The organism is Pantoea sp. GABEPS69 (assembly GCF_045780835.1).
In the GTDB taxonomy this organism is placed as follows: Bacteria; Pseudomonadota; Gammaproteobacteria; order Enterobacterales; family Enterobacteriaceae; genus Pantoea; species Pantoea septica.
This window is the reverse complement of record NZ_CP118619.1, coordinates 310,560-336,428: the sequence shown is the minus strand read 5'-3', so window position 1 is coordinate 336,428 and position 25,869 is coordinate 310,560. Positions and strand designations below refer to the sequence as shown.

At 57.6% G+C, this 25,869-nt stretch carries 19 protein-coding genes and 1 pseudogene; 10 read left to right on the top strand and 10 right to left on the bottom strand.

Annotated features, from left to right (window positions below; all coding sequences use genetic code 11):
* Window positions 1-21: 21 nt before the first annotated feature.
* Window positions 22-627, bottom strand: a complete 606-nt coding sequence (locus PVE98_RS21390; protein ID WP_033748790.1) for a cupin domain-containing protein — start codon at window positions 625-627, stop codon at window positions 22-24.
* A gap of 47 nt (window positions 628-674) precedes the next feature.
* On the bottom strand, window positions 675-1,439 hold the full coding sequence (locus PVE98_RS21385; RefSeq protein WP_051905577.1) for an ABC transporter substrate-binding protein: 765 nt from the start codon (window positions 1,437-1,439) through the stop codon (window positions 675-677).
* 291 nt (window positions 1,440-1,730) lie between these two features.
* Between PVE98_RS21385 and PVE98_RS21380 the strand changes: the two genes are divergently transcribed.
* The 4 genes from PVE98_RS21380 (at window position 1,731) to PVE98_RS21365 (ending at window position 8,864) form a co-directional block, all read left to right on the top strand.
* The gene (locus PVE98_RS21380; RefSeq protein ID WP_033748787.1) at window positions 1,731-2,381 is read left to right on the top strand and encodes an amino acid ABC transporter permease; all 651 of its coding nucleotides are present in this window, start codon (window positions 1,731-1,733) and stop codon (window positions 2,379-2,381) included.
* A gap of 1 nt (window position 2,382) precedes the next feature.
* Complete coding sequence (locus PVE98_RS21375; RefSeq protein ID WP_096074295.1) at window positions 2,383-3,150, top strand: amino acid ABC transporter ATP-binding protein; 768 nt, start codon at window positions 2,383-2,385, stop codon at window positions 3,148-3,150.
* Window positions 3,151-3,591: 441 nt separating this feature from the next.
* Complete coding sequence (locus PVE98_RS21370) at window positions 3,592-7,347, top strand: NAD(P)-binding protein (RefSeq protein WP_407568602.1); 3,756 nt, start codon at window positions 3,592-3,594, stop codon at window positions 7,345-7,347.
* Between the two features lie 416 nt (window positions 7,348-7,763).
* On the top strand, window positions 7,764-8,864 hold the full coding sequence (locus PVE98_RS21365) for an NADH:flavin oxidoreductase/NADH oxidase (RefSeq protein WP_096074296.1): 1,101 nt from the start codon (window positions 7,764-7,766) through the stop codon (window positions 8,862-8,864).
* A gap of 248 nt (window positions 8,865-9,112) precedes the next feature.
* Here the strand turns inward: PVE98_RS21365 and licT are convergent, their stop codons facing one another.
* Complete coding sequence (licT, locus tag PVE98_RS21360; protein WP_096074297.1) at window positions 9,113-9,988, bottom strand: BglG family transcription antiterminator LicT; 876 nt, start codon at window positions 9,986-9,988, stop codon at window positions 9,113-9,115.
* A gap of 487 nt (window positions 9,989-10,475) precedes the next feature.
* Between licT and PVE98_RS21355 the strand changes: the two are divergent.
* Window positions 10,476-11,852 (top strand): annotated as a pseudogene (locus PVE98_RS21355) (PTS transporter subunit EIIC); the annotation flags it as partial.
* 34 nt (window positions 11,853-11,886) lie between these two features.
* Complete coding sequence (gene ascB, locus PVE98_RS21350) at window positions 11,887-13,284, top strand: 6-phospho-beta-glucosidase (RefSeq protein ID WP_096074299.1); 1,398 nt, start codon at window positions 11,887-11,889, stop codon at window positions 13,282-13,284.
* Window positions 13,285-13,319: 35 nt separating this feature from the next.
* Here ascB and eptA read toward each other — a convergent pair whose 3' ends face one another.
* A complete protein-coding gene (gene eptA / locus PVE98_RS21345; protein ID WP_096074300.1) occupies window positions 13,320-14,954 on the bottom strand; it encodes a phosphoethanolamine transferase EptA in 1,635 nt (544 codons plus the stop codon).
* A gap of 154 nt (window positions 14,955-15,108) precedes the next feature.
* Between eptA and PVE98_RS21340 the strand changes: the two genes are divergently transcribed.
* Complete coding sequence (locus PVE98_RS21340; RefSeq protein WP_096074301.1) at window positions 15,109-16,125, top strand: lipoate--protein ligase A; 1,017 nt, start codon at window positions 15,109-15,111, stop codon at window positions 16,123-16,125.
* On the opposite strand, the gene PVE98_RS21335 is transcribed toward PVE98_RS21340, so the two are convergent.
* A complete protein-coding gene (locus PVE98_RS21335; RefSeq protein ID WP_096074302.1) occupies window positions 16,122-17,138 on the bottom strand; it encodes a LacI family DNA-binding transcriptional regulator in 1,017 nt (338 codons plus the stop codon). The two genes, PVE98_RS21340 and PVE98_RS21335, sit on opposite strands and share 4 nt — an antisense overlap.
* Window positions 17,139-17,408: 270 nt before the next feature.
* Between PVE98_RS21335 and ascF the strand changes: the two genes are divergently transcribed.
* The 3 genes from ascF (at window position 17,409) to PVE98_RS21320 (ending at window position 21,574) form a co-directional block, all read left to right on the top strand.
* Window positions 17,409-18,863 carry a PTS cellobiose/arbutin/salicin transporter subunit IIBC gene (gene ascF / locus PVE98_RS21330; protein ID WP_033748771.1) on the top strand — a complete coding sequence of 485 codons (1,455 nt, stop codon included), beginning with the start codon at window positions 17,409-17,411 and terminating at the stop codon, window positions 18,861-18,863.
* Between the two features lie 8 nt (window positions 18,864-18,871).
* Complete coding sequence (locus tag PVE98_RS21325; RefSeq protein WP_407568601.1) at window positions 18,872-20,302, top strand: 6-phospho-beta-glucosidase; 1,431 nt, start codon at window positions 18,872-18,874, stop codon at window positions 20,300-20,302.
* A gap of 96 nt (window positions 20,303-20,398) precedes the next feature.
* Window positions 20,399-21,574, top strand: coding sequence for an esterase (locus tag PVE98_RS21320; protein WP_096074304.1), 1,176 nt, complete (start codon window positions 20,399-20,401; stop codon window positions 21,572-21,574).
* On the opposite strand, the gene PVE98_RS21315 is transcribed toward PVE98_RS21320, so the two are convergent.
* Genes PVE98_RS21315 through opgC form a run of 5 tightly spaced genes read right to left on the bottom strand, consistent with a single transcriptional unit; the run spans window position 21,571 to window position 25,736 of the window.
* Window positions 21,571-22,008 (bottom strand): ATP-binding protein, encoded by a 438-nt coding sequence (locus PVE98_RS21315; RefSeq protein ID WP_033748766.1) that lies wholly within the window; start codon window positions 22,006-22,008, stop codon window positions 21,571-21,573. The genes PVE98_RS21320 and PVE98_RS21315 overlap by 4 nt on opposite strands.
* 3 nt (window positions 22,009-22,011) lie before the next feature.
* Window positions 22,012-22,356 (bottom strand): STAS domain-containing protein, encoded by a 345-nt coding sequence (locus PVE98_RS21310; RefSeq protein WP_096074305.1) that lies wholly within the window; start codon window positions 22,354-22,356, stop codon window positions 22,012-22,014.
* Window positions 22,346-23,581: a PP2C family protein-serine/threonine phosphatase gene (locus PVE98_RS21305; protein ID WP_096074306.1), complete on the bottom strand. Its 1,236-nt coding sequence runs from the start codon at window positions 23,579-23,581 to the stop codon at window positions 22,346-22,348. The genes PVE98_RS21310 and PVE98_RS21305 overlap by 11 nt, the downstream gene beginning before the upstream one ends.
* Window positions 23,582-23,589: 8 nt before the next feature.
* Window positions 23,590-24,507, bottom strand: a complete 918-nt coding sequence (locus PVE98_RS21300) for a hypothetical protein (RefSeq protein WP_033748762.1) — start codon at window positions 24,505-24,507, stop codon at window positions 23,590-23,592.
* 14 nt (window positions 24,508-24,521) lie between these two features.
* Window positions 24,522-25,736: an OpgC domain-containing protein gene (opgC, locus tag PVE98_RS21295; protein ID WP_096074307.1), complete on the bottom strand. Its 1,215-nt coding sequence runs from the start codon at window positions 25,734-25,736 to the stop codon at window positions 24,522-24,524.
* Window positions 25,737-25,869 lie beyond the last annotated feature (133 nt).

Genomic DNA, 25,869 nt, shown 5'->3' with positions numbered 1-25,869 from the left:
AACCTTTTAAGTTCAGGGCATTCAGAGATGCTTTTCAGGCGGGATATGCATGATCCACAACACTCTGGCATCGCTCTCGGTATGGTTGAAAATGTTGTGCGGCAGATGGCTTTTAAACTGAAAACTGTCGCCGGTCATCAGGCGCGCGGTATCGCCATTGATCTCCAGCGTCAGTTCGCCTTCAACCACCAGCCCCGCCTTTTCGCCCTGACCGATCAGCATTTCGTCGGAGCGGACGCCTGGCGGAATGTCGATGACCATGAACTGCATATCGTGGTCGCCCGACGGCGACAGCATCTCTTTGGCGATGCCGCGCTTGCCGACGTTGAAGCGCGGCCGCTCCGCGCCTCGGCGGACGTAATGCTCGGCGCCGCGCAGCGAGGCGGCGCTCTCCTCCAGAAACGCCGTCAGCGGCACTTTTAGCACCAGCCGCAGCTGTTCCAGCACCCGTACGGTGGGATTCGTCAGGTTGCGTTCAATCTGGCTGATAGCGCCGGCGGAAACGTTGGCCAGCAGCGCCAGCTCGGTAATGGTCAGATTGCGCGCCTTGCGCAGGCTTTTCAGCCGCGAGCCGATATCCGTTTCAGCGGCGCCGGGTTCCGCCTTGTGTTGCGATGCGTTTTTCATCTCATGCTCTTGTTTGCCGTCGCGCCTGTTCGCCGACCTGGGTTAAATCAGGGCATGCCCCATTTATCTTTGATGGTCTGAAGCGTGCCGTCCTGTTTCATAGCGGTCAGAGCGCTGTCGATCTCCGCCAGCAGCTTGTCGTTGCCTTTTTTCACGCCGAACGCCATGGGCGAAACATGTTCCGGCTTATAGCCCTCTACAACGTGCATGCCTTTCAGCCCGCCCGCTTTAGCCTGCGCTTTCAGTATGGGATAGTCGTTCATGCCCGCCGCGATGCGGCCCAGCGAAAGATCGCGCGTCATGTCCGCGGGGCTGTCATAGACCTTCACCTCTTTGGCGATGCCGCTCTGCATCAGGCTTTGCGTGTAGTCGGTGCCCGCCATGGTGCCCACCACGTCGCCTTTCAAATCCTGCCAGGAGTCATATTTTTTAGCGTTGTCGTCGCGTACCACCAGCCCTGCGCCGAAAGCGGTGACCGGCTGCGAGAAACCGATTCGCTTCGCGCGTTCCGGCGTCGGCGTCATACCGGCGACGATCATATCGATTTTCCCGGCGATAACCGACTGAATCAGCGTTGAGAACGGCACGGCGGTAAAATTGACTTCCAGATGCTGACGCCTGGCCACTTCCGCCGCGACGTCCGGCATAAAGCCTTCAATTTTTCCGCTCTGGGTATTCAGGAAGGTGGTAGGCGCGCTGGAGGGCGGCGACCCTGCCGTTAACGCGGCGGCCTGGGCGTTAACGCTGACTACTGCGGCGATGCTCAAGGCTATGGAGATATTCAGCAGGCTTATTTTACGGGCGACAGACATAACTCACTCCTGGTTCAGTAGCGAAAGGGCGAACGTCTTTTTCACTATAATGAAATTTATGCTGCCGCTGTCAACGTTTTATTTTGCGAAAACGCCGCACCTCACACATTGCTGAAAAAGCCGTTGCTTTAATCATTTCGCCTATCTATAGCTGTTTCTTATCGCGGTAATAACAATTCGCTATCTCGCGAGAACCGGTATTTATTGACAGCGTGTGGCGGGTAAAGATATTCATTATAATGAATTGCCGTTGCCCCAAACCCCGTTACGCAGCACGTTCAGGAGCCTAAGATGGACTGGAGCAGCATTCATACGTATCTGCCCTTTTTGCTAAAAGGGGCTGAAATGACGATCTCTATCACGCTATTGTCGCTGGTGATTAGCACGCCGCTGGGATTAATATTTGCCGCCGCAAAGATGTGCCCGTGGAAAATTATTTCCTGGCCGGTAGCGACGGTGATTAATATTACCCGCGGCCTGCCGATGATTGTGGTGCTGTTTTATATCTACTTTGTTTTCCCCGATATTGGCATCACCCTGACCTCTTTTCAGGCCAGCGTCATTGGCATCGCTTTTTGCTTTTCCACCTATATCGCCGAGATATTTCGCGCCGGCATCGAGTCGGTCGATCGCGGTCAGTTTGAAGCGGCGCGCTCAATGGGCATGGGCTTTGCCAAAGCGATGCGTCGCGTGATCCTGCCGCAGGCGTTTCACGTCGCGCTGCCGCCCTACAGCAATACGCTGGTGATGATGCTGAAAGATTCCGCCCTCGCCTCCACCATCGCCGTTACGGAGATGACCCGACAAGGTCAGCTGATCGCCGCGTCGACTTTTGACAACACCACGGTTTATACGCTGGTGGCGGTACTCTATCTGCTGCTGTGCATGCCGCTGATGGCGCTGACCAAACGGCTGGAAAAACGCCAGATTAAAGGAGCCTGAGATGATCGAGATTGACGAAGTCCACAAAAAATTCGGCCGCGTCGAGGTATTGAAAGGCGTCAGTTTTTCCGTAAACGCTGGCGAGGTGGTCTGCCTGATTGGCCCGTCCGGCTCTGGCAAATCGACCATTTTGCGCTGCATTAACGGGCTGGAAAGCTATGAAGGCGGCGAGATCCGCGTGCTGGATCGACGGGTCGATAACCGCCATATGAGCATTAACGATCTGCGTCGCCAGATCGGCATGGTGTTTCAGCGCTTCAACCTTTTCCCGCACCGCAGCGTGCTGGAAAATGTGATGGAAGGCCCTGTTCACGTCAACGGCGAGTCGCGCGCTCAGGCGGAAAAACGCGCCAAATCCCTGCTGGCGCTGGTAGGGCTGGCGGACAAGATCAACGCCTGGCCGGGGCAGCTCTCCGGCGGCCAGCAGCAGCGCGTAGCCATTGCGCGCACGCTGGCGCTGCAGCCGAAAGCAATACTGTTCGACGAGCCGACATCCGCGCTCGATCCTGAACTGGTCGGCGAAGTCTTGCAGGTGATGCGCAACCTGGCGCAGGAAGGGATGACGATGATTGTCGTCACGCATGAGATGCAGTTCGCCCGCGAAGTGGCCGATCGCGTCTGCTTTCTGCACAGCGGGCAGATTGTCGAACAGGGACCGGCGCAGCAAATTCTGCTGCAGCCTCAGGAAGCGCGCACGCAGGACTTCCTGCGTCGCGTTCTCGGCAGCAGCGACAGCCATTTTTGTCGCCAGTGTCAGGCGGTCGTTTAAAGGCTGCGCGCTCTGCGCGCGGCTGGCGCTAAACCGCAGTGGAGGACGCAGCGCCGGCGCGGCGCAGGTGTCCGCGCGCAGGACCTCTGTTCTCATAAAGTTATTCAGCGTTTATTCCCTCCGCTGACCCGCCGATTTGCCGCTTGGCTTTTTTTGTTTGGCTTCAAATACTTGTGAGAAAACCAGGCAGAGTTATACTTCGATCAACAGTGATTGCTCACTGAAACTAATAATCTCTACCCCCTTTTCTCTGCGTGCGGGATAACGCTTTTACTGCGGCCAGGCCCGGCCGGTCGCGCACCGTCTTCTTTTCCGGACACGGAATTCACGACAGCAACGTTGTTCTCTATAGCTTTTCCAACCTGATTGCTATGCCGGGGAGCATTCCGCGCGCGCAATAGCATAGGCCCTTTTTAATCCTGATTTTTACAGGAGGAGACGATGTTGCCTTTTTCTAGCTTCTGGCAGGCCGGGTACGAAGGCGCCGACCATATCAATACGGCAGGCCAGCGCCTGGTGATGGATGCGTTAACGGGACATCAAACGCGGTTTTACAGCGACTATCTCGCTTTACAGCATTTTGGCATCCGTACCGTGCGCGAGAGCATCGGCTGGCGCCAGGCGGAAGAGGATCCGGAACGGACGTTCGCCACGCTGCGGGCCAAAATGGAGGCGGCGCAGGAGCTGGGCATTCAGATTAACTGGACCTTCTGCCACTACGGCTGGCCCGACGACGTCGATCTTTTTTCAGACAACTTTGTCCCGCGCTTCGCCGCTTTTTGCCAGCGCGTCGCCGCTTTCCTGGCGCCCTGGTATCGTCGTGCGCCGATCTATTCGCCGATGAATGAGATCTCTTTTCTTAGCTGGGGCCTGTCGGTCGGTCTGTTCGGCAACCACCGCGAGGCGGATCCTGACGATATCAAGCGCCAGCTGGTGCGCGCGACCCTCGCGGGCTGCGACGCCATCTGGCTGGCCGATCCCCGGGCGCGCTTTCTTCATTGCGATCCTATTATTCACCTGGTTCCCGATGAAGAGAGCGAAGCCTGCTATCAGCTCACCGCCGAGTTGAACGACGCGCAGTTTCAGGCCTGGGATATGCTGGCCGGCATACGCAACCCGGAGCTGGGCGGCGCGCCGCGCTATCTCGATATCATCGGCGCCAACTACTATCACGCCAATCAATGGGAGGCCAATTCCAATCAGCGGCTGGCGTGGCACCTGGGCGACGGGCGAAGAAAGCCGCTCCATAAGCTGCTGCTGAATTTAGCGCAGCGCTATCAGCGTCCGATACTGCTGGCGGAAACCAGCCATGTCGGCAGCGGTCGTCCCGCCTGGATGAGCTATATCACCGCGCAGATTGCGCAGGCGCAGCTGGACGGCTGCGAAATCCTGGGCGTCTGCATTTACCCCATTATAGAAAGCCCTCTCTGGGAAGATCCTCATCACTGGCCGCGCAGCGGTCTGTGGGATGTCGCCCCTGATTTTACGCGTCAGCTGCACCAGCCTACCGCCGCAGCGTTGCGGCAATCACAACGTTCGCTGCACCGGTTTCACGCGCTTTTGTCGCCGGCCGGCGAGCCACAGGAGTCCTCTATGAAACAGTCCGTTTTGGTGGTATTTAGTCATCTTCGCTGGGGTTTCGTCTTTCAACGGCCACAGCATTTACTGTCGCGTCTTGCCCAGCACCATCGCGTGCTGTTCATTGAGGAGCCGGTTTATCAGCCCGGCGAGGCGGGTTTACGACAGCAGTCGCCCGCGCCTAACGTTACCGTTATTGAGCCGCATACTGACGTCGCGGCGCCGGGCTTCCATGACAGCCAGATCGCCGTGCTGCAGCCCCTGCTCGCCACGCTGCTGGATAGCGATGAGCAGCCGCTGGTGTGGTTCTATACGCCGATGGCGCTGCCGCTGCTGGCCTGCTTCAATCCCAGCGCCATTATCTATGACTGCATGGATGAGCTTTCCGCCTTCAATATGGCGCCGCGCCAGCTGCAGCAGCGCGAGTCCGCGCTGCTGAGTCGCGTCGACGTGGTCTTTACCGGCGGCACCAGCCTGTATGAAGCGAAAAAGCATCGCCACCAGAACGTGCACTGTTTTGCCAGCAGCGTTGACGCCGCGCATTTCGAGCAGGCGCTCGATCGCAGCAACGGCCACCCGCTGCAGGAAAATCTGCCTGGCCCGATACTGGGCTACTACGGCGTGATTGACGAGCGTATGGATATCGCGCTGGTCGCCGCCCTCGCCGATGCGCATCCCGACTGGCACATCGCCATGGTCGGCCCGGTAGTGAAGATCGATCCGCTCAGCCTGCCGCAGCGGCCCAATCTGCACTGGTTCGGCCAGCAGCCCTATGAAGCGCTGCCTCATTTTCTGGCCGGATGGGACGTCTGTCTGATGCCGTTCGCGCTGAACGCCTCAACGCGTTTTATCAGTCCGACCAAAGTGCTGGAGTATATGGCGGCGCAGCTGCCGATCGTCAGCACCGCCGTGCCGGATGTAGTGCGTCATTACAGCGATATCGTCAGTATCGCCGACACGCCGCAGGGCTTTATCCTCGCCTGCGAAGCCGCGCTGGGGCTGAGCGAGGAGGCGCGGAGCCAGCAGGCAGCGCAGATGGCGGCGATCATCGCCGAAACGTCGTGGGATCGTACTGCGGAACAGATGCAGGCGCATATCGCTAGCCTGCGCGATAACGTGGTGCAGCCGGTTGTCGCCGCGAAAGTACCGGAAACTACCGACGGCGTGCGCGCGGTAACGCTGCGCCCGGTGGAGTGTCTGATCCTGGGCGCCGGGCCGACTGGCCTGAGCGCGGGCTACCACTACGGCGAAGGCGCGGTGGTGCTGGAGAAAAACGAGACGCCTGGCGGCTGGTGCCGCTCTATCGCAGATAAGGGATTTACCTTCGACTATGCGGGCCACATTATGTTCTCCAACGATCCCTACGTGCTTCAGCTTTACGACAAACTGCTGGGCGATAACCTGCACTGGCAAAACCGCGAAGCCTGGGTTTACAGCCATGACGTCTTCACTCGTTATCCTTTCCAGTCGGCGCTGCATGGGCTGCCGGCAGAGGTAATTGGCGAATGCGTGCTGGGCGCCATTGAGGCACGTTACGGTGTCACGGGAACGCAGGAGGCGGCGCCGCTTAGCGCGGTACGTCCGGCGGCTAATACCGACTGCCGCGACTGCTGCGCCGACGGCGTACTAGGTAGCGAAGCAACTGAATCCGCCGGCGCAGAAGAGATGAACGAGGATTTCGAGCGCTTTATCTTTCGCACCTGGGGACGCGGCATCGCGCATCACTTTGCCGTTCCCTACAACCGAAAACTGTGGAAAACCCCGCTTGCCGATATGGAAACCTCCTGGCTCGGCGGGCGCGTTCCGCTGCCCGATCTTCAGCAGATCATCTCTGGCGCGCTAGCGCCGCTGGATAAACCGGTCGGCCCGAATGCCCGCTTTGGCTACCCGAAACGCGGCGGTTTTCAGTCGCTGATGAATGGCTTCCTGCCGCATCTTAGCTGCGTACTGGAAACGGATGCAGAGATAGCCGACATCCAGCCGCAAAGCCGCAGCGTAATCCTTAAGGATGGTCGTCACTATCACTACGATCAGATGATCAGCACTCTGCCGCTACCCGAGCTGGTGCGCCTGATGGGCAACCGCGCGCCGCAGGCAGTGCAGCAAGCTGCCTCGCTGCTGCGTCACGTGTCGGTGCGCTGCGTTAACCTCGGCATCGGACGCGCCAACCTCAGCGACAAGCACTGGATCTACTATCCTGGCGATACGCTGTTCCACCGTATTTTCCTGCAGGGCAATGCCAGCCCGGAATGCAACCCGCCAGGCGGTTTTGGTTTGACCTGCGAAATCACTTATCGCGCCGATCAGCCGCTGCCGTATGAAGGCGAGGCGCTGATCCAGCGCTGCATTGATGACTGTATTCGCGTCGGCATTATTCGCGAGGATGACGTTATCGTCACCGCCAATGAGGTGGATATGCCGTATGCCTATGTGGTTTACGATCATCAGCGCAAAGCGAACGTCGAACTGATCCGCAGCTGGCTGGCAGCGCAGGGCATTCATCTTTCCGGACGTTACAGCGAATGGGAGTATTACAATTCGGATCACGCTTTCCTGGCGGGCAAGCGCGCGGCCGAAACGGTGAAAGCGCTGCTTACTAACCGTAAAACAACGGCGTAACCAAAGCGGACGCCGGGCGCGTTGCGTCTGGCGTCCACTATCGATCCCGGTAGCAAAAAGGATCCTCCAGATCGCTGACTTTGTATAATGGGCATTATATAAAGTCACATACAGGCAAATGGATGTTTTTTAAACGGCAAAATGGCAGCGCTACGTAAATTTTGCAGCACTCTTCCCCTGCTTTGCCGCCAGAATTCGCGTAGCGCGATCGTTTTTGCGATGTTTAACTTTTATACGGAAAAAGGTCGTTTAATCGCCACTTCGCTGAAGCGGCGCCAGTTGCCTCTCTTCGCAGCCATAACGGTAAACTCTTACCCGCTCTCTTTATGCTATTTTTTTGCATTAAGCCGATGATCTGCCAGTAGTCGATTACACTTTCTGTTTCGAGGCAGTCACTACAAGGAAATGAGGTATTCATGAGTCAACTCTTTAGCGCAACGCATATTGGCAAGCTGGCACTGGAAAACCGCATTGTTATTGCGCCGATGTGTCAATACTCCGCGAGCGAAGGCAAAGCCACCGCATGGCATCGCATCCATCTTGGGCAGCTGGCGCTTTCCGGCGCGGGCCTGCTGATTATCGAGGCCACCGCGGTTGAGCCGATTGGCCGCATTACTCCGGGCGACCTCGGCCTGTGGGACGACGATACCGAAGTGGCTTTACGCACGGTACTGGAAGATATTCGTGCCTATTCGCCGATTCCGGTCGGCATTCAGCTGGGGCATGCTGGCCGCAAAGCCTCGTGCGCCGCGCCCTGGGAAGGCGGTCATCAGCTGACGCTTGAAGAAGGCGGCTGGGAAACGGTCGCGCCTTCCGCGCAAGGTTTCCATGAAGAGGATCGCCCGCCGCTGGAACTGAGCCGCGACGATCTCGCACGTGTTAAACAGAAGTTTGTCGACAGCGCGAAGCGCGCGGAGAAACTCGGCATTCAACTCATTGAGCTGCACGCTGCGCATGGCTATCTGCTGCATCAGTTCCTGTCGTCGCTCAGCAACCACCGTGAAGATGAATATGGCGGTTCGCTGGAAAATCGCATGCGCTTTCCGCTGGAAATTTTCCGCGCGGTGCGCGAGGCGGTCTCTGATGATATCGCGATCGGCGTGCGTATTTCCGCAACCGACTGGGTTGAGGGCGGCTGGGATAATGCGCAGTCCATTGAATTCAGTAAAGAATTTGAGGCCGCAGGCGGCGATTACGTTCACGTCTCGAGCGGCGGCCTTGCGCCTCAGCAGTCAATTACGGTAGGACCAGGCTACCAGTTGCCGTTCGCGCGCGATATTCGCAAAGAGGTGAATATTCCGGTTATCGCCGTCGGCCTGATTACCGAGCCGAAACACGCCGAAGCGGTGCTGCAGGAAGGCACCGCCGATCTGGTGGCGCTGGCGCGCGGCGTGCTCTACGATCCGCGTTGGCCGTGGCATGCTGCCGCCGAACTGGGCGCGCAGGCGATTGCACCACCGCAGTATCTGCGTTCTGAACCGCACGGATTGAAAGGTACGTTAAAGGCTAACCGCTAACTCTCTCTGCCGGCTCTCTCCTCAGGGCCGGTTTTTCTCTCGTTTCTGTGACGCGCGACAGCAGCGCTTTTTTATCTTAAGGTTTCTCTAAGCTGTAAAATGTAAAACTCTACTCAGTTACTGAGGAGAGTAAAAATGAAATCTGCCCTGCTTTTTAAACGCGAAGAATATCTGGCGATGCTGATCGCGTCTGCAAGCGTAATTAGCTACTTAGCTATCTGGTTCAGAACCTGAAAAATGTGACGCTGTCACTGATGTGGCGCATCGCTCTCTGTCGCGCTTTCGGTTGATGTCGTCATACACTTTCTTATGCGCTCGATATGGAGCGTTAAATAGGTCAGTTCGTCCCTTTCCAGGTCATAGTGATAATGCAGCTGCAGGAGATTTTCTATTTTTTTCGCGCACCGCCATGCGGTAGCGTAATTACTTTTTATCGTATTGCAGAGCGTGTCATCTTCTTCGGCTTCAGTTCTTTGCGCGTGCATCCGCATGGCAAAAAACTTCAGATGAGTAATAAATCGCTGATAGCTTAGCGAGTCTGGCATATATTTTATCTGGAGCTGTTGTTCTACCAGATCCAGTATATCCTGCATCACGCGCGTTATTTTCATCACTTCCGGCATGGCGCTGTTAAGCTGCGCCGTGATCAAATGAAGGGCAATAAACCCCGCCTCATCTTCCGACAGTTGAATATTCAAACGACGGGCGATAATCGCGCACGCCTCTTCGCCCATCGCATATTCGTGAGGATAGAAGCGACGGATCTCCCACAGCAGCGCATTTTTCAGGCTGAGCCCCTGCTTCTGGCGCTCAATGGCGTAATGGCAATGATCGGTCAGCGTCAGATAAATGCTTTCATGTAGCTCGCCCAACTGTTGCGTCGCCCGCGCGATAATGCGATCGCAGGCGATCATCACCTCAAGCGGGATTTGTCGCAGCAGTTCGCCCAGCCGACTGTTAAGCTCGTCGCTTTGCAAACAGAAGACTTTCTCGATGCGCGTCGCATCCAGCGTCTCGCCCGGCCGCTTTTTATACGCCAGGCCGCAGCCCATCACCACAACTTCCCGCTGCTGCGCATTTACCGCTATTACGGCGTTGTTGTTGAGTATTTTCGCTATTTTCATACCTTCCCCCAAATAAATATTTTTTACCTTATCTATTATTATTTTCCTGATTAAGGTTTCCCTCTGTAATTCGTGCTTTATGGTAGCACCGGGAAAAGCAAATCAAACCGTTTTGTCATGGCCTTGTTGTTAAATGTGATGCTGCATCCAGGATTGCGCTTTCTATTTTTATTATGCTCTTCATGTGAATGAAAAGTAAAAGTCATGCAGCTGATTGAGTTGAGTTTATCTTCGCGTTAATAGATTTGGTAAATTAAGCGGTAGCTGGATCCATGCTACCCTGTAGCAATTTAATTCCTTGAGCAACATCACAATAATACTGGTGATGAGGCTGGACTCTTTTACCGTCGACTGTTAATTTCTTTCTGTTTCGGGGTTGTTACTTCCAACAGGCAAAACCTGAGAGACTTATCGCAGCGGTGCTGTAATAAGTCTTCTCAGGTTTTTTTTTGCGCTTTATTAATCTTGAATCAACGCGGGTATAAAAATGAAATATCAGGCACTCGCTCAGGACATACTCAGGCAGGTCGGCGGCAAAGAGAATATTCGTAGTCTGGTGCATTGCGCCACACGGCTGCGCTTTAAGCTCAACGACAGCCAGCAGGCGGACGCTGAAAGTCTGAAGGCCAATCCAGAGGTCATTATGGTGGTCGAAAGCGGCGGTCAGTTTCAGGTGGTGATCGGCAGTCATGTGCAGGAAGTGTATGCAGCGCTCTGTCGGGAAGCGGGCCTGAACGACGTAAAGCGCGGCGCGCCAACGCAACACCAAGAAAAGCAGGCGCTGGCGGCGGCTTTTATCGATGTGGTGTCCGGCATATTCACGCCCTTTCTCGGCGTCATGGCGGCCTGCGGTATTCTGAAAGGCGCGCTTGCCCTCTGCCAGGCGGCAGGATGGCTAACGGAAAGCAGCGGAACCTGGCGGATATTATTCGCTGCGGCCGACGCGCTGTTTTACTTTTTGCCGCTGGTGCTCGGCTATACCGCCGGTAAAAAGTTCGGCGGCAACCCTTTTGTTACCCTGGTTATTGGCGGCGCGCTGGTTCATCCCACCATGCTGGCTGCTTTTCAGGCGGCGGCGACGGGAGAAGCTGCGACCTTCTTCGGGGTGCCGATTGTGTTTATCAACTATGCCTCGTCGGTAATCCCCGTCATCTGCTCCGCCTGGTTCTGCTGCTGGCTGGAGCGCCAGTGCGACAGGATCATGCCCTCGGCGGTGAAAAGCTTCTTTACGCCACTCATCTGTCTGGCGGTGACCGTGCCTTTGACTTTTCTGGCGATCGGCCCGCTGGCGACCGCCCTTAGCCAGCTGCTGGCGGACGGCTTCCAGTTTGTTTACAAAGCCGCGCCCTGGCTGGCTGGCGGACTGCTCGGCGCGGTGTGGCAGGTCTGCGTGATTTTTGGCGTCCACTGGGGGCTGATCCCGCTAATGATGAACAACATGGCGGTGCTGGGGCACGATCCGATGCTGGTTATCTTGCTGCCCGCGGTATTTGGTCAGGTCGGCGCCGCGCTTGGCGTATTCCTGAAAACGCGCGACGCGCGACTAAAAGCGCTGGCTGGCTCGAGCGTTATCTCTGGGATATTCGGCATTACCGAACCCGCCGTCTACGGCGTGACGCTCCCCAGCCGTCGCCCCTTTATTTTCGGCTGCGTCGGCGGTGCGCTTGGCGGCGCTATCGTTGCGCTGAGCCATAGCCAGGCTTACTCGTTCGGGCTGGCGAGTATTTTCACGCTGGCGCAGATCATTCCCGCAAACGGCATTGATAGCTCCGTCTGGGGCGCGATCGTCGGCGCCGCCTTTTCCCTGATTCTTGCCTGCCTGCTGACAGTGGTTGCAGGCTTACCACAGCCGCAGCGCGCCGACGCCGGTTAAGCGCTGTGATAAAAAGGAGACGTCCATGAAGAGTGAATTTCCGCAGGAGTTTCTATGGGGAGGTGCGCTGGCCGCTAATCAGGCTGAAGGCGCGTATCGCGAAGACGGCAAAGGATTATCCACTTCCGACATGCTGCCTCAGGGCATTTTTGGGCCGGTGGTGGCACGCCAGCCAGGCGACTTCAACATCAAAGATATCGCTATCGATTTTTATCATCGCTATCCCGAGGATATCTCGCTGTTCGCGGAAATGGGCTTTACCTGCCTGCGTGTCTCTATCGCCTGGGCGCGGCTGTTTCCGCAGGGCGATGAACAGCAGCCAAACGAGGCGGGCCTGGCCTGGTACGATAAGCTGTTTGACGAGCTGGCGCGTCACAATATCCAGCCGCTGGTGACGCTGTCGCACTATGAGATGCCTTGGGGGCTGGTGCAGAACTATGGCGGCTGGGCTAATCGCCAGCTCATTACCTTCTTCGAACGCTACGCGCGTACCGTTTTTACGCGCTATCGCAACAAGGTAAAGCTGTGGCTGACCTTTAATGAGATCAATATGTCGCTGCACGCGCCGCTAACCGGCGTGGGTTTACAGGGCGACGCGAGTCAGACGGAGATTTATCAGGCTATACATCATCAGCTGGTTGCCAGCGGCCTGGCGGTGAAAGCCTGTCATGAGCTTATCCCGGATGCGCGCATCGGCAATATGCTGCTTGGCGGTCTGCTCTATCCGCTGACCTGCAAGCCTGATGATGTGTTCGCCGCACTTCAGGAGAATCGACGCTGGCTGTTCTTCGGCGACGTACAGTGCCGCGGCCGCTATCCAGGCTATATCAAACGCTACTTTCGCGAGCAGCATATTATGCTGCACACCGAACCGACTGACGTCGAGGCCCTGAGCCATACGGTCGATTTCATCTCGTTCAGCTATTACATGTCCGGCTGCGCCACCGCCGACGCCAGTCAGGCTGAAAAGCTACGCGGCAATATTCTCGATATGGTGCCCAATCCCCATCTCGACAGCTCGGAATGGGGCTGGCAGATCGATCCCGTCGGGCTGCGCACGCTGCTGAATATTTTATGGGATCGCTATCAGAAGCCGCTGCTTATCGTTGAAAACGGCCTTGGCGCCAGGGAAAAGCCTGATGCAGACGGCCAGATCAACGACGACTACCGCATTCGTTACGTCAACGATCATCTGGTGCAGGTCTGGGAAGCGCTTAATGATGGCGTAGAGATCATGGGCTACACCTACTGGGGACCGATCGATCTGGTGAGCGCCTCAAAAGCGGAGATGGAGAAACGCTATGGTTTTATCTATGTGGACCGTCATCAGGACGGCTCCGGCACGCTGAAGCGCAGCCGGAAAAAGAGCTTTTACTGGTATCGCGACGTGATCAACAGCCGTGGCGCGACGCTCAGCCGCTAGCAAAAAAAAGCCCTGCACTGGCAGGGCTTTCACGATTAGCTTTTCCTGCAGGAAGTCAGAATATCGTCATCCGCTTTATAGACGTTAGTCGCCGTGCCGGTCAGCCCCAGCATGGTAGAGAAGAGATTATCCTGCGAAAAGTCATCCTGCGCCGCCAGTTTATCGAGACAGCTTTTATTCACCCCATAGCGTTGCTGGTAGTCCGGCGACAGCCAGATCAGCATCGGCACATGTTTCTGCACCTCTGGCGCGATGGCATAAGGCATCCCGTGTAGATAGGTGCCGTTCTCGCCCAGCGATTCGCCATGATCGGAGAGATAGACCAGGCTGGTGGTAAATCTGTCCTGATGCGCCTGCAGCAGCTTAATCGCCTTGTCGACGATAAAATCGACGTACAGCAAGGTGTTGTCATAGGTATTCACCAACTGCTGCTGCGAACAGTCCTGGATCTGATTGGTGTCGCAGGTCGGCGTAAAGCGGCGGAACTGCGGCGGATAGCGATTGTAATACGTCGGACCGTGGCTGCCGATGGTATGCAGCACGATCACGCCGTTACCCTGCAGCTGCTGAATATACGCCTCTAGCCCGTGAAACAGCACTTCGTCGTAGCATTCGCCTTTAATGCACATGCCCGCCAGGTTCAGGCTGGAAACATCCTGATGCGGCACGCGATCGCAGGCGCCTTTGCAACCGCCGTCGTTATCGTTCCACAACACCTTGATGCCGGCGCGCTGAATCACATCCAGCAGCCCTTCCTGATGCCCGGCGAGCGCGTCGTCATAGTGGACGCGCGGCATACCGGAAAACATGCAGGGAACCGACACCGCCGTCGCCGTGCCGCAGGAGGCGGTATGCGGGAAATAGGTGACGTTATCTTTTTTCAGCAGCGGATTGGTTTCGCGATCGTAGCCGGAAAGGGAGAAATCCGCGGCGCGCGAGGTTTCGCCGACGATTAAAATGGTCAGATTCTTTTTGCCCGTTTGCATCGCAGGTTGCAGATGCGCGTCTTCGCCGATTTTCACCAGCGGCAAATTCATATCCCGGTTGTGTTTATACCAGGAGATGGTGGCGGCAATGGAGTTGGACGGGCTGAGCGACTTCACCAGCTCTTTCTGATTGCGAAACAGCGAGGCGTAATCTTTGTAGAACAGCGACGCCACCAGCAGAATGCAGATCACCGACGCCGCCACGCTGATAATGCGATAAACCGCGCTTTTCCAGAAGGGCCTGGTGGTGCGAACGCGCACCCAGAACGCCAAAGCCGCCATAACGACGCCGGAAAGCAGCAGCGTCGCCACCAGCTGCGGCGTCATCAGCGCCAGACTCTCTGACGGCGTGGTGTCGAGGATATTCACCAGCATCGACCGATCAATAATCACCCCATAATTCCAGATGAAATATTGCGCGGCGGCGGAGACCAGAATAAACAGCGCGATCACCGCGCGATCGAGCCAGATAAAAGAGGCGATGGTCACGACGATATTAATCACCGACATCGCCACCAGCGGCATCGAAAGAAACACCAGCCAGTTGCGCACACTATCCAGCGGCATGGCGGCGATCACCTGGTGATAAAAGGCCAGGTTGAGAAATACCGCGATATAAACCGAAAACAGCAGCAGAAAAGAGAGCCGATTTAGCGTCGGTCTTTTATTGAGTGGGAAAAACATGCTTGCAGTCCATCTGTTAACAGGAGCGGGCAGCATGCTGTATTAACTTTAGGGAAACCTTAAGCCGCTTTAATCAGAGCACGCGCCATCATGCTGACGGCGGCAAAGCGCGTTAAACTTGTCGCCCGCCTTGCTTACGATCACAGGAGAAGAGATGACCACGCTGCGCCTACTGCTTTCGGAATCCAACGATCCCTGGTTTAACCTCGCCGTCGAGGAGTGCATTTACCGCCAGATGCCCGCCACGCAGAAGGTGTTATTTCTCTGGCGCAACGCCGAAACCGTGGTCATCGGCCGGGCGCAAAATCCCTGGAAAGAGTGCAACACGCGGCGTATGGCGCAGGACGGCATCAAGCTGGCGCGACGCAGCAGCGGCGGCGGCGCGGTGTTTCACGACCTGGGCAACTGCTGCTTTACCTTTATGGCGGGCAAGCCGGAATATGACAAGAGCGTCTCGACCGGCATCATTTTGCACGCGCTGAGCAGGCTGGGGATTGAAGCCGAAGCGTCGGGACGTAACGATATCGTGGTCAGACGCGGTGAAGAGATGCGCAAAATTTCCGGCTCCGCCTATCATGAAACCCCCGATCGCGGCTTCCATCATGGCACTTTTTTAATCAATTCCGATCTGTCGCGGCTGGCGGATTATCTCAACCCGGACATCAAAAAGCTGCGAACCAAAGGCATCACCTCGGTGCGCTCGCGCGTAGCGAATTTAACGGAAATCGCGCCAGCCATAAATTACACCGCTATTTGTGACGCCGTCACCGAATCTTTTTTCGATTACTATCAGGCGCGCTGCCAGCCGGAACGCATTTCGCCGGAGGCGCTGCCCGACCTGCCTGGCTTTGCCGATCAGTTTGCGCGGCAGAGCAGCTGGGAGTGGAACTTCGGCCAGTCGCCCGATTTCTCTCACCTGCTCGATACCCGCTTTGCCTGGGGCGGCGTGGAGATCCATTTCGACGTCGAGCGCGGCATGATCAGCCGCTGTCAGATTTTTAGCGATAGCCTGAATCCTGCGCCGCTGGAGGCGCTGGCGACGCAGCTGCAGGGCGTCGCCTATCGTCCCGATACACTGGCCGCCGCGGTGGCGCAGCTGAAAACGGCCTGGCCCGCGCAGCATGAGGAGCTGACGCAGCTGGAAAGCTGGCTTACCGCCAGCGTCCGCTAGCGCGCAAAGGGGCCGGGCATCACCGATTCGCGCAGCGACAGGCTGGCGGCGAACGCCTCGGCGTCCTGCCAGGACCCGCCGTCGAGCATCGCCAGCAGGCGCGCAATCGCCTCCTGAATCATTTGCGTGACGGGGATTTTGACGCTGGAAAGCGCGGGCACGGTAAAGGGCGCGAGCGGAATATCGTCAAAGCCCAGCACCGACACCTGCGTCGGCACCGGAATCTGCGCCGTGGTCAGCGCTTTGATAGCACCGATCGCCATCTCGTCGTTGCTGGCCACCAGCGCGCTAAAGGCTGAGCCGCTGGCGAGCAGCGCAGACGTGGCCTGCGCACCGCTCTCCGCATGCCAGTTTCCCTGGGCGATAAGCGCCTCGCGCAGCGGGATGCCGTTTTCTTCCAGCGCCGCTTTATAGCCGGCCAGGCGCTCAAGGCCGGTCGGGGAATCGAGCGAGCCGGTGATAAAGGCGATATCCCGATGGCCGAGATCGATAAGCGATTGTACCGCCATCGCGCTGATCCGCTTCTGATCGGCGTAGATGCAGAAGCTGTGGTGCTGACGCAGGCGTCGGTTTACCACCAGCACCGGCTGTTTGTGCTGCGCGATGATCTCGTCCATTTCGTCGATGGTTAGAAAGCGCGGATAGATGATGATGCCGTCGCAGCGCAGGTCGAGCAAAAAGTCGATCGCCGCCCGCTCCTGCGCCGCGCTGTGCTTGCCGTCGGCCAGAATAAGCTGGCGGCCCTGCTGTTCCAGCATGCGCGCGGAGTGCGACATCAGCTCGGAAAAGTAGTTGCCGCTGTAGAGGGTGTTGGTTACCACCAGTCCTATGGTCTGGGTTGATTTCACCGACAGATTGCGCGCCAGCAGGTTAGGACGAAACTCCGTTTCGGCCACCGCCTGCATCACCTTTTCCCGCGTCTCCTGACTGACATAGCCATTGCCCGACAGCACTCTGGAAACCGTGGCTTTTGATACCCCTGCCCGTTTCGCAACCTCAAGTATGGTGGCCATAATTATTCCCTTTTCCCTCAGTCAGCTGAGCAGTCTACTTAACCTCAGACGCCGCTCGACAAGCATCAATCCAGTAAGTGATGCCAGTCACAGTTTGAAAAATATCCGCATTTGCCATCTTGTTATCGATTTTGCAACTGTTCATGATTTTGTGAAACCGGTTTCCTATGGCGCATCATCACGCCTTAGCGAATCAGCGCGCACTCTGTCCCTACAACAGCAGGCGGCCGGTAAAAAACACTCTACTCATAACAACAGAGACGCAAAACTATGCCTAATCCCTACGCAGAAGTCTCTCGCGCCATCGTACAGTCGCTGGGCGGTATGCAGAACATTGAGGCGGTCACCCACTGCATGACGCGCTTGCGGTTCGTGGTTAAAGATCGCGGCCTGATCGACAGCGCCGCGCTCAAAGCGCTGCCTGGCGTGATGGGCGTGGTCAACAACGATACACAGTGTCAGGTCATTATCGGCAACAACGTCGGCAAGGCCTATCAGGCGATCCTGGAACTCGGTACCCCAGCCGCCTCAGGCGGCGCGCCAGTGAAACGTAAAATCACCCTGAGAAGCATCGGCGCCGGCATTCTCGATGCGCTGGTGGGTACCATGTCGCCGCTGATACCGGCCATTATCGGCGGCTCGATGGTGAAACTGCTGGCGATGGTGCTCGAAATGAGCGGCGTGCTGCCGAAAGGCTCCTCGACGCTGACCATCCTGACGGTGATCGGCGACGGCGCCTTTTTCTTCCTGCCGGTGATGGTGGCCGCGTCCGCCTCGCTGAAGTTTAAAACCAATATGTCGCTGGCGATCGCCATTGCAGGCGTGCTGCTGCATCCCGGCTTTATCGACCTGATGGCGAAAGCGGCGCAGGGTCAGGCGGTCGACTTCGCGTCGATTCCGGTGACGCCGGTGAAATACACCTACACGGTGATCCCGGCGCTGGTGATGACCTGGATCCTGTCGCATATCGAACGCATCATCGACCGCATCACGCCGGCGGTGACGAAAAACTTCCTGAAGCCGATGCTGATCGTGCTGGTCGCCGCGCCGATCGCCATTCTGCTGATTGGCCCGCTCGGCATCTGGATCGGCAGCGGCATTTCCGCGCTGGTTTATACCGTGCACGGCTATCTCGGCTGGCTCTCGGTGGCGATTATGGGCGCGATCTGGCCGCTACTGGTGATGACCGGCATGCATCGCGTTTTCACCCCGACCATTATTCAGACCATCGCAGAGAGCGGCAAAGAGGGCATGGTGATGCCGTCGGAGATCGGCGCCAACCTGTCGCTGGGCGGCTCCTCGCTGGCGGTCGCCTTTAAAACCAAAAACCGCGAACTGCGCCAGACCGCCCTCGCCGCTGCCGCTTCCGCGATTGTCGCGGGCATTTCCGAACCGGCGCTCTATGGCGTGGCGGTGCGTCTGAAGCGCCCGCTGGTCGCCTGTCTGATCAGCGGCTTTGTCTGCGGCGCGGTTGCCGGGGTCGGCGGGCTCGCCAGCCACTCGATGGCGTCGCCGGGACTCTTTACCAGCGTGCAGTTTTTCGATCCCGCCAACCCGATGAGCATCGTCTGGGTGGTGGCGGTGATGGTGCTCTCCGTGGTGCTTTCTTTTATTTTGACGTTGATTTTAGGTTTTGAAGATATTCCGGAAAGCGCGCCCGAGGCCAGCGCCTCGCCCACGCCATCCGACGCGATTAAGCCCGTTAAGGCAGCAGTCCATCATTGAGGTAATTTATGTCGGAACTGACATTTCCAGCAGGTTTTTTATGGGGTGGCGCACTCGCCGCGAATCAGTCTGAAGGCGGCTATCGTGAAGGCGGGAAAGGCCTGACGACGGTTGATATGATCCCGCACGGCGCCGCGCGCATGCCGGTTAAGCTGGGGTTAGAGAAGCGCTTTGCGCTGCGCGATGACGAATACTATCCCAGCCATGAGGCGATCGATTTTTATCATCGCTATAAAGAGGATATCGCGCTGATGGCGGAGATGGGCTTTACGGTGTTCCGCACCTCTATCGCCTGGAGCCGCCTCTACCCGCGCGGCGACGAACGCGAGCCCAACCCGGAGGGCATCGCTTTTTACCGCAGCCTGTTCGAGGAGTGCCAAAAGTACGGTATCGAGCCTCTGGTTACGCTGTGTCATTTTGACGTGCCGATGCATCTGGTCATGGAGTATGGCTCGTGGCGCAACCGCAAAATGGTCGATTTCTTCGCCCGCTATGCGCGCACCTGCTTTGAGGCCTTCGACGGGCTGGTGAAATACTGGCTCACCTTCAATGAGATTAACATTCTGCTGCACAGCCCTTTTTCCGGCGCCGGTCTGGCGTTTGAGGCGGGCGAGAATCAGGATCAGGTGAAGTATCAGGCCGCACACCACGAGCTGGTGGCCAGCGCGCTGGCGACCCGAATCGCCCACGAGGTCAACCCGGCCAACCAGGTCGGCTGTATGCTGGCGGGCGGCAACTTTTATCCCTGGTCCTGCAAGTCGGAAGATGTCTGGGCGGCACTGGAAAAGGATCGCGAGAATCTCTTCTTTATCGACGTGCAGGCCAGAGGCGCCTATCCATCCTATGCCGCCCGCTTGTTCCGCGAAAAAGGCGTCGCTATCGAGATGGCGAGCGACGACGTGGAGATTTTGAAAAACAGCGTCGACTTTGTGTCGTTCAGCTATTACGCGTCACGCTGCGCCTCGGCGGAGATGAACGAGCAGAACAGCAGCGCCGCCAACGTAGTGAAATCGCTGACCAATCCCTATATTAAACGCAGCGACTGGGGCTGGGGCATCGATCCGCTGGGTCTGCGCATCACCATGAACATGATGTACGACCGCTATCAGAAGCCGCTGTTTCTGGTAGAGAACGGGCTGGGCGCGCAGGATACGGTAGAAACAGACGGCAGCATCAACGACGACTACCGCATCAGCTATCTGCGCGAGCATATTCGGGCGATGGCGCAGGCAATCGACGACGGCGTGCCGGTGATGGGCTACACCACCTGGGGCTGCATCGATCTGGTCGCCGCCTCGACTGGCGAGATGAGTAAGCGCTACGGTTTCGTCTATGTCGACCGGGATGATTTAGGACGCGGCACGCTGGCGCGCTCACGGAAAAAATCGTTCTGGTGGTACAAAAAAGTGATCGCCAGCAACGGCCGCGATCTCAACTAAGAGAGGGTGAATCAGGCAGCAAAATTCATGCGCGGCAGCTCAATTTTCTCAGCTTATGCCACACTTAACGCACCTGCATTCTGTTAAGGATATCTGATGAATTTTCGCTGCCTCTTTCTCGGCCTGACTCTGGAGATATGGAGCCAGTCGCCGCTGGCGATTCCGCTGCCTCAGCGCCCGCCCGACACCCTTCCGCCGGAACAGTATATTAGCCACGTCAACGCTAACAATACGATAACGTGGCAGTTATGGGCGCCTGCCGCCAAAGCGGTCGAGGTCGTGACCGGACCCACGCCCGATCGTTACGTCTCGCATCCCATGACCAAAAACGATCAGGGCATCTGGTCTTTTACCAGCGAACCTCTGCAGCCCAGCTTATATGAATACTTTTTCAACGTGGACGGTTTTCGCAGCGTCGACACGGGCAATGCGCTGGCGAAACCGCAGCGGCAGGTTAATACCAGCCTGATCCTCGTACCGGGCAGCCTGCTGGACGATCGCGAAGTGCTGCACGGCGAGATCCACACCCTGAGCTGGCATTCGCCGTCGCTGAAGCGCGAACGACGCATCGCCGTCTGGGTGCCGCCCGGCACGCGCGCCGACTCCCCGCCGCTGCCCGTGCTCTACTACTATCACGGCTTTGGCGATACCGGCATGTCGGTGCTGACCCAGGGACGCGTGCCGCAGATTATGGACAACCTGCTCGCCGAGGGGAAAATCGTGCCGATGCTGGTGGTGATGCCGGATACCGAAACCGACGCCGAGGGCGCGATACCAGAAAGCTTTGCTCCCGCCACGCGCCGCGAGGTTTTCTATCCGCGTAACGCGCAGGCAGCGGATAAAGAGCTGACAGAGGAGATTATGCCGCTGGTGGCCGCGCGCTATCCGGTACGCAAAGATGCCGGCAGCCAGGCGCTGGCGGGTCTCTCTCAGGGCGGCTATCAGGCGCTGGTCAGCGGTATGCGTCATCTGGACAAATTCGCCTGGCTGGGGATTTTCAGCGGCGTGACCACTGAAACTGTGCCTGACTTTCGCGTGGCGGCGCAGATGAAGAAGCCCGCAGCGATAAATCGCCAGCTTAAGCTGCTGACGCTGGTGAGCGGCGAAGAGGACATTATCACCGGTCGCGATATGACCGGGCTAAAGGCGCAGCTCGATCAGCGCGGCATTCGCAGCGACTGGCATAGCTACCCTAAACTGGGGCATGAAATGGATGTCTGGCGCCCAGCCTATATCGATTTTGTGCAGAAACTGTTCAAGACGGAAAACTAAGGCAGCGTTTTCACCAGGGTCAGCTGGTTTTCCGTTTCCCCCTGATGGTAGCTGACCCGGTCCACGCCTGAAAAAATAAGCTGCATGCCGCGGCCGCCCTCGCTCAGGCTCTCCAGCGTCAGCGGCGCATCGGGATCGCTCACCGGCGGCTGGCGCTTCTCCTCCGGCACCGGCACGCCGCTGTCACAGAGTTTCACCGTGACCGCGCGACCGTCGTGGCTAAAATTGACCCTGTAACACGCCGTGGCGTCGTCATGATAGCCGTGACGAATAATATTGCTCGCCGCCTCGCATAAGGCCAGGTCAAGCGGATAGATCCAGCCCTCGTTCACCGGCAGCGCGGCCAGAAACTGACGCAGCGCGACGCCAAGCGTGGTTAGGCTGTTAATGGTCGCGGGCAGCCGTAGCTCTTTTTCCTGGGCGTGTTCGGACATAGGTCAGCCTCCTTCGTTGATCGCGGCGATCGCCTCGCTGCGGTCGGCACAGATGGTAAACACCCGATCCATGCGCGTCAGCGCAAACATCGCTTTGATATTGGCGTTGAGCGCGCAAAGCACCAGCTGCCCCTTGCCGCTCAGCGACTTCAGCAGCGAAATCAGGGCGCCCAGACAGCTACTGTCGATAAAATCGACGCGCGAAAAGTCGAGGATCAGCGCCGTTTCGCCCTGCTGGATCACCGCCGCCACCGCCTCTTTGAAACGTAGCGCGACAGAGGCGTCGAGACGACGCACGACCGGCGTGAAGAATAAAGCCTGGTCGATCTTTTCAGTTTCAAATTTCATTTTTTTCTCCCGTTAAGCCCTGCTGACGTTCAATCACCAGCAGGGAAATATCATCCGCCGCTGACGCGGCTCCGTCCGTAGTCATGCCGCGCCACTGATTAAGCGACTGCTCCACCGCTGCCAGCAGCGCCTCGATGGAGTGGTCGTGCAGCGAGGCCAGCAAGGCTTCCAGTCGCGCGGCGCCGAACATCTGTTGATCTGCGTTTTCGCACTCGCTGATGCCGTCGCTGTAAAGGCAAAGCCGTTCGCCCGGGGCCAGGTGAAAGGCGTACTCGTCCCAGTCGAGGTGCTCAAGCAGCCCAACTGGCGGGCCACCCTCGCCGATTTCGCGCACCGCGCCGCTGTCACTGACGATAAACGGCGTGGGATGGCCCGCCTGGCAGAGCCGCCCTTCGCCGCTATGGCGATCGATCACGCCGTATACCAGGGTGAAATAGCTGGTGACCTCGGGATGCTGCGCGCAAAAGCGCTCGTTCAAAATGCGCACCACCTGCGACGGCGGCGTAACGGCCTCGCCGTCGAACAGAAAGGGATCGACCGTGCGACCGTGCAGAAACTGGCGCGCCACCGCCACCGACATCATCGCCGCCGTTACGCCGTGTCCGGCGACATCGACGCAGTAAAAGCCCACGGCTTTGTCATCGAGAGGAAAGAGATGAAAGAGATCGCCGGACACCCATGCGGAGGGCATAAACAGCCAGTCGGCGAAATAGTCGCCCTGACGCAGATGGTGCGGCGGCAGAATACTGCGCTGCAGCGTGGCCGCCGCCTGCAAATCCTGTTGGATCTGCGACAGCGCTTCGCTGAGACGGCGATTTCTACTGGCCAGCGTCCCCTCCAGCTGGAGAATACGTTCGCCTGCGTGCAGCCTAGCCTGCAGCTCAACCTGGTTAACCGGCTTGCGTAAAAAGTCGTCCGCGCCTGCGGCGAAACCGACGCGCAGATCCTCTACGCTGTCGCGCGCGGTGAGCACGATTATGTAGATATAACGATCCTGCATCTGCTGGCGGATCTCGCGACACAGCGTCAGGCCATCCATCACCGGCATCTCCCAGTCGCTGATCACCAGACTCACGGTTTCCTGCGCCAGCAGCGCCAGCGCCTGCTCGCCATTCTCCGCTTCGAAAACCTGATAGCCCCACTGCCGCAGCAGGCCAGCCAGCAGTCGTCGGTAGAGCAGCGCGTCGTCGACGATGAGCACGGATTGAGGCGGTAGCGCGTCCATAAAAAACCTCAGAAAGGAAGAAACCAGATAAGCGAGATCGTGCCCTCGCGAAATTTCGCGTTGGCGCTGCTGCGGCCGGGAAAGCGCGTGCCGCTGTAGTTGCTGTACTGGAGCGAAAACGAGCCGGGCGTATAGCCGGCATAGCCGAAGCTGTAGCTGTAATCGCCGTTCCACGGCTGCTGCTGTTCAGAGTGCGGAAACCAGAAGGCGGTGGCGCGAATAAAGAAGTGCTGCTTAAAGGTATAGCCGCAGCCGCCCAGCCCGACCTCTTTATTGGAGCGCAGATCGTTATCCGCCAGCGAATAGTAGCGCGGCACCCAGCTGACGCCGACCTGGCAGGTGAGCGCGTCCCCTTTGTTGATAAGCAGATGCTTCTCCAGCGCCTTCGGCAGCGAAAATTTATAGGCGAAGGTAAAGGCGCCCTGCTCGAAGTAGGTGCGGCGCGCGTTGCCTGAGGGAAACAGGTGGTTATCGCCATAGTTGCTATAGACCAGGCTAAAGGTATTGGGGTGCCAGTCGTCATAGCCGAAGCTGTAGCGAAAATCGGTGGTGTATTTATCGAAATCGGTAACAGGCGCGCGCAGCGTAACGTTAGCGAACCAGAAGCTGTAGGGAGAATACTGCAGGCTGAGGTTCACCAGCTGATTGATCTTCTTTTTTTGCTGCGCCGATTCCTCGCCGTTAGGAATCGTGATCCACTGCTCTTTCAGGCCGCTTGAGAAGCTGAGCGCGCTGGAAAACTTATCTTTATTGCCGGAAAACAGGCGGCCCCAGCGGCTGGTGAATACCCCCGCCTGAATCGGCTCTTCGTGCGCCGAAACCGTTTCGTTGTCGGTCGCAACGGCGAAAGCGGGCGCCGCCGCGCCTGCGGCGAACGCGATAGTCAGCCATCCTGCTCCTCTGGCCGAAAGCCCCGGGTAAACCATGCCGCACTCCTCGCTTAATTAGGGATGAAACGCCCGCCAATCTCTTTTTTCGCCATCCACCACAGCAGCCCAAGCGCGGCGAGATGAATCAGCGTGTTGCGTATCCATGCCTGGTGCCAGAGGTCGAAATCCACGAACTGGCTGACCGCCATTACCACGAAAACGTGCAGGATAAAGGTATAGAGCGAGTGCTGTCCGAGCGGGATAAGAAACCAGCCGAGGGCGCGTTCGATGGGGCGCCAGCAGAAGGTCAGCACCAGATAAACCAGCAGCATCAGGCTGAAATCGTTCAGCACGCGACAGGGGCCAAGGGCGTTTTTACTGGCGAGATGGTAGTAAAACCAGTTGAAATCGGCAGGCGGAATAACGTGCAGCAGCAAAAACGAGGGCATAAAGGGGTTGGTATGGTTTTGCGCGACGAACATCATGACCAGCGCATAGATCACCATAATGCCCATCACGATATAGCCGCCCGGCGTGCGGGCCAGCGACATCAGTTCATCCTTGTACCAGCCGCAGCACATGCCCAACACATAGATAAACTGCCAGGCGAGCAGCGGAAAGGCGAACTCAAACTCCGCCACCGTCAGGCGCGTCGGCCAGAGATGATAGCTGACGTAACCCGCCAGCGACGCCAGCAGCAGCCAGCCTGCGCGGCGTCCCTTCAGCAGCGCCAGAAACAGCGGGCTGAGCAGCAGCAGGCAAATATAGAGTCCGAGGATCTGCGTCTGATGCGGCCCGATTTGCAGATAGAGAATGATATTGAACCAGGTCTCTTTAATCTGCGGCGTGGTGGGGAACAGCGACCAGACGGTGCCGGAGTAGCGATCGACGAAGTGGGTGACTTCAAAGGTGTTGACGTAAGGAATGCGCGACAGCAGCAGCATCAGGCCGATGATGGTCAGGTTAACCAGATAGATTTTCCCGGCCCGCCGCCACAGGGTCCAGCTTACCGTCAGCAGCACCTCTTTTTGCAGTCGCTGGCGGTTGAGCATGCCCAGCATAAAGCCTGACAAAATAACGAAGCCTTCGGCGCCGGTGGTCAGGCCGAACCGCTCCCAGGTAAAAATATTCACCAGCGACAGCAGCTCGGTGTGTGCCACCACCATCATCACCAGCGCGATGCCGCGCAGCATATCGACGCGCAGATCGCGTTTGCCAGGCACCGCATAGCGCCACGCGCGCCAGTCAAGGCTTACCGTTTTAGGCTCAACCGCCACATCCGCCATAAATGATTACCGTAAGTGATGTAAGGATATTTTTTAGTTAAATGAAGTAGATCGTTACTCTGTAAGGAGAAGTTTAGCGCTGTTGCTGCTTAAGTCACGCTGAAATGAAAAAATTCTTAATCCACTTGTAAAT